A 6,325-nucleotide genomic window follows, 5' to 3' on the forward strand; every position below is an offset into this window, starting at 1 on the left:
AGTAGTTAGCTAGGCGATTTCTTGTACTTCACTTTCATCTTTTAAAGCAACGCCCGTCACTTTAATTCGCATCGCTTCTTTAGCAAGCCATATTAGTTTTTTTGCCGCGGTTGCATATTGCAAACCTTCCGGACGAACGTTTGAGATGCAGTTACGGTCGGCATCGCTTAAACCTAGTTTAGGGTTATAAGTGAGATAAATGCCCAAACTATCCGGTGAACTTAAACCAGGGCGCTCACCAATGAGCATGGCAACCATTTTGGCATTGAGCGCTTGACCAATTTCATCGCCAATCGCCACGCGGGCTTGGCTAACAATCACCACTGGGCCTGTGTGCCAATCATTGGGTAAAAAATTACGAATCTCTGCAAGTAACGGTGCAACATGGCGCGACACAGCTAATGAAGACAAGCCATCGCCAACTACAATGAGAAAATCTATCGGCTGTGCTTGACTGATGTTCTGAAGTTGCATCAAACTTTGCTCATGCAGTCTGCGACCCCAATCAGGACGTAACAAATAGCTAGCCCGATCTGGCGCCATGCTTTTAGCACGAATGGTCGTAAATTGTTGCTGTTGAATATCAGCTTCTAGCGCTTCGACGTCTAAGGCGAGGTGCACCGCATCCCGCGCCATGGCGTGTGCCAAGCCAAAATCCAGTACTTCACTGGTAGGCAAACTGATACCGACCCGCCCAATGGCAATACGTGCACGCGTAAAACTTTTAAGTTGCTGCCAAGGGTCCGCTTTAATAATCTTTTCTTGTTTAGTCATTATCATTTACGCCGCGCTAAGTAAGTGTTTAGGCATGTTCTGCAACATGTGGTGTATGTTGGCAATGGGCTGTACTTGACCGTAAGCATCCATAATATTCATGGCTTTTAACCATCGTTCGAACTCTGGTGCAGCGCGCAAGCCCAGTACTTTGCGCAAATAAAGCGCATCATGGAACGAGGTGGTTTGATAATTCAGCATAATGTCATCAGCCCCGGGAATGCCCATGATGAAGGTAAGTCCAGCGGTTGCAAGTAGCGTCATCAGCGTATCCATATCATCTTGGTCAGCCTCGGCATGGTTGGTATAGCAAACATCGCAGCCCAAAGGCACACCTAGCAGTTTTCCGCAGAAATGGTCTTCTAAACCTGCGCGAATAATCTGTTTGCCGTCATACAAATATTCAGGACCGATAAAGCCCACCACGGTATTAGTAAGTAAGGGTGATAAATGCCGTGCAACGGCGTAAGCGCGTGCTTCGCAAGTTTGTTGATCTACGCCAAAGTTAGCATTAGCAGATAGAGCAGAGCCTTGCCCCGTTTCAAAATACATGACATTGCTCTCGCCAAATTCATTTTTGACGGTACCGCGATTAAGTGAGAGTGCGGCAGATTGCGCTTCTTTCAGCAAGGCAATGTCGATTCCGAAACTCTTGTTGGCTTTTTCTGTGCCTGCTATTGACTGAAACACCAAGTCGACTGGCGCGCCACGCTCGATTAACTGAATCTGATTGGTCACATGCGTCAAAATGCACGACTGTGTAGGAATGTTGTATTGATTAATCACGTCATCAACCAAATAATACAAATCCATCAGGGCAGGCAAGCTATCAGTGGCTGGATTGATACCTATGACCGCATCGCCAGCGCCATAAAGCAGACCATCGAGCATAGAGGCTGCAATGCCACGTGCATCATCTGTTGGGTGATTAGGTTGCAAGCGAACTGAAATATGGTCTGGCAAGCCGATGGTGTTTCTAAAGGTGGTAATTACGCTACATTTTTTTGCCACAAGAATCAAATCTTGGTTGCGCATAAGCTTGCTCACCGCCGCCGCCATCTCTGGCGTAATACCTTTTGCAACACGTTTTAAAGTAGAGGTATCGGCTACATCAGAAAGTAACCAATCACGAAAGTCGCTAACGGTTAAATGACTAATTTCGGCAAAGGCTTCTTTGTCATGCGTATCAATAATGAGACGCGTAACTTCATCGGTTTCATATGGAATTAGCAACTCTTGCAAAAACCGTTTTAGCGGAACTTGTGCCAAACACATTCTGGCGGCCATGCGTTCTGCATAAGTCTCTGCCGCTACACCAGCTAGGAAATCGCCTGAACGAGCAGGGGTGGCTTTCGCCATGACGGTTTTTAAATCAGCAAACTGATAGGTACGTGTTCCTGCAATATAACTGTAAGTCATGATGCACCTCACCTTTGCCACTATTTGACTGCGGATAATATGTCGCTTGATGTTTGCATTATGCGACTATTTTTTAATTAGCGGCAAGTTGGATTTTCAAAACACAAAAAACTAAGAAAAAATAGGATGAAAATTAAATGGTACTAAATACTTATTAAAAACTGGTACTTGCATTACGCCATTTTAAATCTATACTGGAAACGCTACATTGTTTCTGAAATTCAAATCAACATCAGCTCTATTGTTTTATATATAACCAAGATTAGCAATTATTAGGCTTCAACTTAAGCATTCCAATTTAAGGCTTTTTACTAAAATCTAAGGGGTAAAAAAAATGAGTGGATCTAAACATGCAAGCACGGCAGCAGAACAAGATGCTGCTGAACTGAAAAAAATGGGGTATGAGCAAGAGCTGCACCGTCACATGGGTGGTTTTTCTAACTTTGCAATTTCTTTTTCGATTATCTGTATTTTAGCGGGGGGTATTTCTGCCTTTCCATTAGCACTTGGAGCAGCTGGGGGTGCCTCAATTGGTATCGGTTGGCTAGTAGGCGCTGCGTTTGCGACTATAGTTGCACTAGCCATGGCTCAAATCTCATCCAGTTATCCAACGGCGGGAGGGCTGTACCACTGGGGTTCAATACTAGGTGGCAAAGGTTATGGCTGGTGCACGGCCTGGTTTAATTTACTTGGTCTTATTTTTGTTGTGGCGTCGGTTAATTTTGGCGTGTATGACTTCTTCTTCAAAGGATTAGCCGCACCGATTATGGGTATTGATGTTTCTGGATATGGCTATGTTCACCAAACCCTCTATATCACGGCCTTTACAATATTACAGGCAATACTTATTTATCGCTTTCCAAAGTTTACCACTAAGATTACCGATCTTTCAGGGTATCTAATCATGGCGATAGGTGGCATTCTTACCATGTCTTTACTAGCCTTTAACCAAACACCGCTTGATTTCTCAAGACTTTATACTTTCACCAACTTTACGGGGGCTGAAGGTAGCGTGTGGCCGGCATCTGAAGGCATGGTATTTCCGTTCCTAATTGGTTTGCTACTGGCAATTTACACTATTACCGGTTTTGATGCTTCTGCACACACCGCAGAGGAAACGCGTGATGCAGCCAGAGCGGTGCCTAAAGGTATTGTTAGCTCCGTTATTTATTCAGCAATTTTCGGCTATGTGATGATTTGTACTTTTGTACTAGTAATGCCTGATGTTGCAACAGGTGTAAAACAAGGCTTTGGCTTTTTTGATGCCTTGCTCGGCACTTTGCCACCAGCTTTAAAAGCGGTATTGGGTTTAGGTATTTTCTTAGTTAACTTTTTGTGTGGTCTAGCCTGCTTAACCTCAACTTCACGCATGATGTTTGCTTTTGCGCGTGATGGTGGTCTCCCAGCATCGCATGTATTGCGTAAAGTGCACTCGACGCTAAAAACGCCAGTGGCTGCTGTTTGGGTTTCGGCTGTGCTAGCCATTGTTGCCACCTTGTATGCCGCTGCTTTTAGTGTATTGGCTGTGGGTTGTGCTGTATTCCTTTACATTTCATACATTATGCCAACGGCAGCAGGCATTTTGGCAGAAGGTAAAACTTGGAACCATAAAGGTCCTTTTAATTTAGGTACCCTGTCTAAACCTGTAGCGGTTTTAGCGGTGCTTGGTGGCGGATTTTTGGTGTTCGTAGGAGTGCAACCTCCGAATGAAAAAGTCCTGTACGTGACAATCGCCATGCTAATAGTGATGGGTTTATTCTGGTATGTGTTTGGCGAAAGTAAACGCTTTAAGGGTCCACCAGCAATTAAAGAATAATCAGAATCCTCGTCTCACTTAAAGCCCGCCAAACATCCTAGTGTTTGGCGGGCTTTTTACAATCCTAAATTGACACAATATTCCATGTATTTTCAATCGATTCAGCCTCCTGCTTATTTGCTATTGTCTAGCTACTTGTACAAAGCGCTAAAGCTTTTACCCCTGCATGCCGTTGTAATAGTCACACACTGCGAATTTCAAGGAGAGACGCAAAATGATAATTTATCAAGTAGTCGACGAAGAAAATAACCTTGTGAGCGAGTACTCACATTTAGAGGCCGCACAACATAGCGCGGAAGATTTAACCGTGTGGTTTGCAGAGCACTACTACCATGTAGAAGCGCTACGTTTTCAAGAGCCTGAAGAAAATTATAACTAACCCAAGCAACGTACAGCCAGTTTAATTCTACTTTTTATTTACCCCAAATTTTGGAACAATAGCCGAACCTACTGGCACTACCACCTCTTTACTTTTTTTAGGTTTTTTTGTTTCTTTGTTACTTTTAATCTGACCTTTAGCCATGATATCGCTCCTTACGTTAATCGTAGCTTCATCATAGGCCGATAGGAAAATATAGGTGGATTATTTTTTTAACCAATTGCTAGAGTAAGCCCAATAAAAAGGGCCGTGACATTAAATCACAGCCCCACAGAATTTAATAACACAGCTATTTAGTTTTTCTGGCAAATCCAACCAACAGTATTACGATTCCAATCACAATACCTACAAATGAAGCGATGCCCTGCCAACCTAAAAAACTCATCTGAATTTCTCCTATCCTTATCGACAACTTTCAATCGACCAGCACTCTTAGCACATTCCAACTAGTTAGAGTACCGCCACCATAAGAGGTCAAATCATAGTATTTTTAACGTAGCAAACTGTTTGATTTAAATCAAAAAACAATTAACTTTAAATAAAATGTAATACAAAACTCACCACACAAAACACGCCTTTCCTATACATTAAGAGTATGATTCTGAGCAATTAATTCTATTTACCTTTCTGGGACACGCCATGTTAAGTATGTATGAAGCAAGCATTCCAGTGCTAAAGCGCACTTTAACTAACCTTGCCGCCATCTTAAAAAAAGGGGAACAATACGCCGATGCTAGAAAAATCGAGCACGCCGTTCTGCTCAATGCACGCCTGTTCCCTGATATGTATCCACTGACACGCCAAGTACAAATCGCCACAGACATGAGCAAGGGCGCAGCCGCCCGATTGGCAGGGCTTGAAGTTCCAAAATACGAAGACAATGAAACGACTTTTGCCGAACTACAAGCACGTATCACGAAAACCATCGCGTTTATTGATACCGTCAAACCAGCGCAATTTGAAGGCAGCGAATCACGTGAAGTGACCATTACTGTGCGCCAAGTCGATTTAAAATTTAAAGGGCAAGATTACCTGCTTAAATGGGTGAACCCCAATGTGTATTTTCACGTGACCACTGCTTACAATATTTTGCGCCATAATGGTGTAGAGCTTGGCAAAGTCGACTTTCTCGGGCCGCGCGATTAAACTTTAATCTTTCAATAATGTAGCTGTTATTTCTGCATCAGAATGCTGATTTTTCGCATGCATCTGTCTTAAAAAATGGAAATTTCAAGCCTATAAATTTTAATATTATCCTTCTTGAATTTTTTAAAACAAGCCTCCATAAATAGGTTGCGAGCAGATTAAGTGATTTCATGCTCATTATTCTTAAAATTTAATTAAGGAGTGAATATGTCTCAATTAACCCGATTTAATAACAACCTATTCAATGACTTTTTTGGCGATAAAGGATCACTTGGATATTTTGTAAGCCCACTGCATGGCGAAAATTTACCAAATAACTTCAAGGTAGATATTAAAGATTCAGACAACGCCTATGTATTTTTAGCCGAGTTACCTGGCGTGAATAAAGAAAACTTACACATCACTGTTGATGGAAGTACGGTAACAATTGCGGCCGAAATCAAGCAGCATGACGAAGAAAGCAAAGATGAAAAAATAGTAAGAAGCGAACGGTATTTTGGTTCTGTAAGCAGGAGTTTTCAATTACCCGTCGATGTTAATCAAGATACGGCAAATGCAAGTTATGAAAATGGCGTTCTAAAATTAACGCTACCTAAAAAATTAAATGTGGTGGGTAAACGCATTGAAGTTTTGTAAATATCGCTGACCAATGCCAAAATAGCAAAAGCCCCGCTTTAAACGGGGCTGTGCTATTTAAGCTGGCGGAGCGGACGGGACTCGAACCCGCGACCCCCTGCGTGACAGGCAGGTATTCTAACCAACTGAACTACCACTCCAAAAACAGTACGTTT

At 42.7% G+C, this 6,325-nt stretch carries 6 protein-coding genes and 1 tRNA gene; 4 read left to right on the forward strand and 3 right to left on the reverse strand.

All coding sequences use genetic code 11. From position 1 onward, the window contains the following. Positions 1 to 9 precede the first annotated feature (9 nt). The gene (eutC, locus tag HOO90_RS02715; protein WP_292839235.1) at positions 10 to 774 is read right to left on the reverse strand and encodes an ethanolamine ammonia-lyase subunit EutC; all 765 of its coding nucleotides are present in this window, start codon (positions 772 to 774) and stop codon (positions 10 to 12) included. 6 nt (positions 775 to 780) lie between these two features. Beyond that, positions 781 to 2,193 carry an ethanolamine ammonia-lyase subunit EutB gene (locus HOO90_RS02720; RefSeq protein WP_292839223.1) on the reverse strand — a complete coding sequence of 471 codons (1,413 nt, stop codon included), beginning with the start codon at positions 2,191 to 2,193 and terminating at the stop codon, positions 781 to 783. Between the two features lie 334 nt (positions 2,194 to 2,527). Here HOO90_RS02720 and HOO90_RS02725 point away from each other — a divergent pair, with 334 nt between their 5' ends. From HOO90_RS02725 to HOO90_RS02740, 4 genes are all read left to right on the forward strand, one after another. After that, positions 2,528 to 4,009 carry an amino acid permease gene (locus tag HOO90_RS02725; RefSeq protein ID WP_292839225.1) on the forward strand — a complete coding sequence of 494 codons (1,482 nt, stop codon included), beginning with the start codon at positions 2,528 to 2,530 and terminating at the stop codon, positions 4,007 to 4,009. Positions 4,010 to 4,223: 214 nt separating this feature from the next. Then, complete coding sequence (locus HOO90_RS02730) at positions 4,224 to 4,388, forward strand: hypothetical protein (RefSeq protein ID WP_292839227.1); 165 nt, start codon at positions 4,224 to 4,226, stop codon at positions 4,386 to 4,388. 639 nt (positions 4,389 to 5,027) lie between these two features. Next, positions 5,028 to 5,534: a DUF1993 family protein gene (locus tag HOO90_RS02735; protein ID WP_292839229.1), complete on the forward strand. Its 507-nt coding sequence runs from the start codon at positions 5,028 to 5,030 to the stop codon at positions 5,532 to 5,534. A gap of 207 nt (positions 5,535 to 5,741) precedes the next feature. Continuing rightward, complete coding sequence (locus HOO90_RS02740; RefSeq protein ID WP_292839231.1) at positions 5,742 to 6,170, forward strand: Hsp20/alpha crystallin family protein; 429 nt, start codon at positions 5,742 to 5,744, stop codon at positions 6,168 to 6,170. Positions 6,171 to 6,233: 63 nt separating this feature from the next. Here the strand turns inward: HOO90_RS02740 and HOO90_RS02745 are convergent. After that, a tRNA-Asp gene (locus tag HOO90_RS02745) sits at positions 6,234 to 6,310 on the reverse strand. Positions 6,311 to 6,325 lie beyond the last annotated feature (15 nt).

The organism is Methylotenera sp., from assembly GCF_013141425.1.
In the GTDB taxonomy this organism is placed as follows: domain Bacteria; phylum Pseudomonadota; class Gammaproteobacteria; order Burkholderiales; family Methylophilaceae; genus Methylotenera.

Bases quoted from the DNA above. Each gene is read 5' to 3' on its own strand.
- HOO90_RS02720 (WP_292839223.1), bottom strand. From the start codon at position 2,193: ATGACTTACAGTTATATTGCAGGAACACGTACCTATCAGTTTGCTGAT.
- HOO90_RS02725 (WP_292839225.1), top strand. From the start codon at position 2,528: ATGAGTGGATCTAAACATGCAAGCACGGCAGCAGAACAAGATGCTGCT.
- eutC (WP_292839235.1), bottom strand. From the start codon at position 774: ATGACTAAACAAGAAAAGATTATTAAAGCGGACCCTTGGCAGCAACTT.
- HOO90_RS02735 (WP_292839229.1), top strand. From the start codon at position 5,028: ATGTTAAGTATGTATGAAGCAAGCATTCCAGTGCTAAAGCGCACTTTA.
- HOO90_RS02730 (WP_292839227.1), top strand. From the start codon at position 4,224: ATGATAATTTATCAAGTAGTCGACGAAGAAAATAACCTTGTGAGCGAG.
- HOO90_RS02740 (WP_292839231.1), top strand. From the start codon at position 5,742: ATGTCTCAATTAACCCGATTTAATAACAACCTATTCAATGACTTTTTT.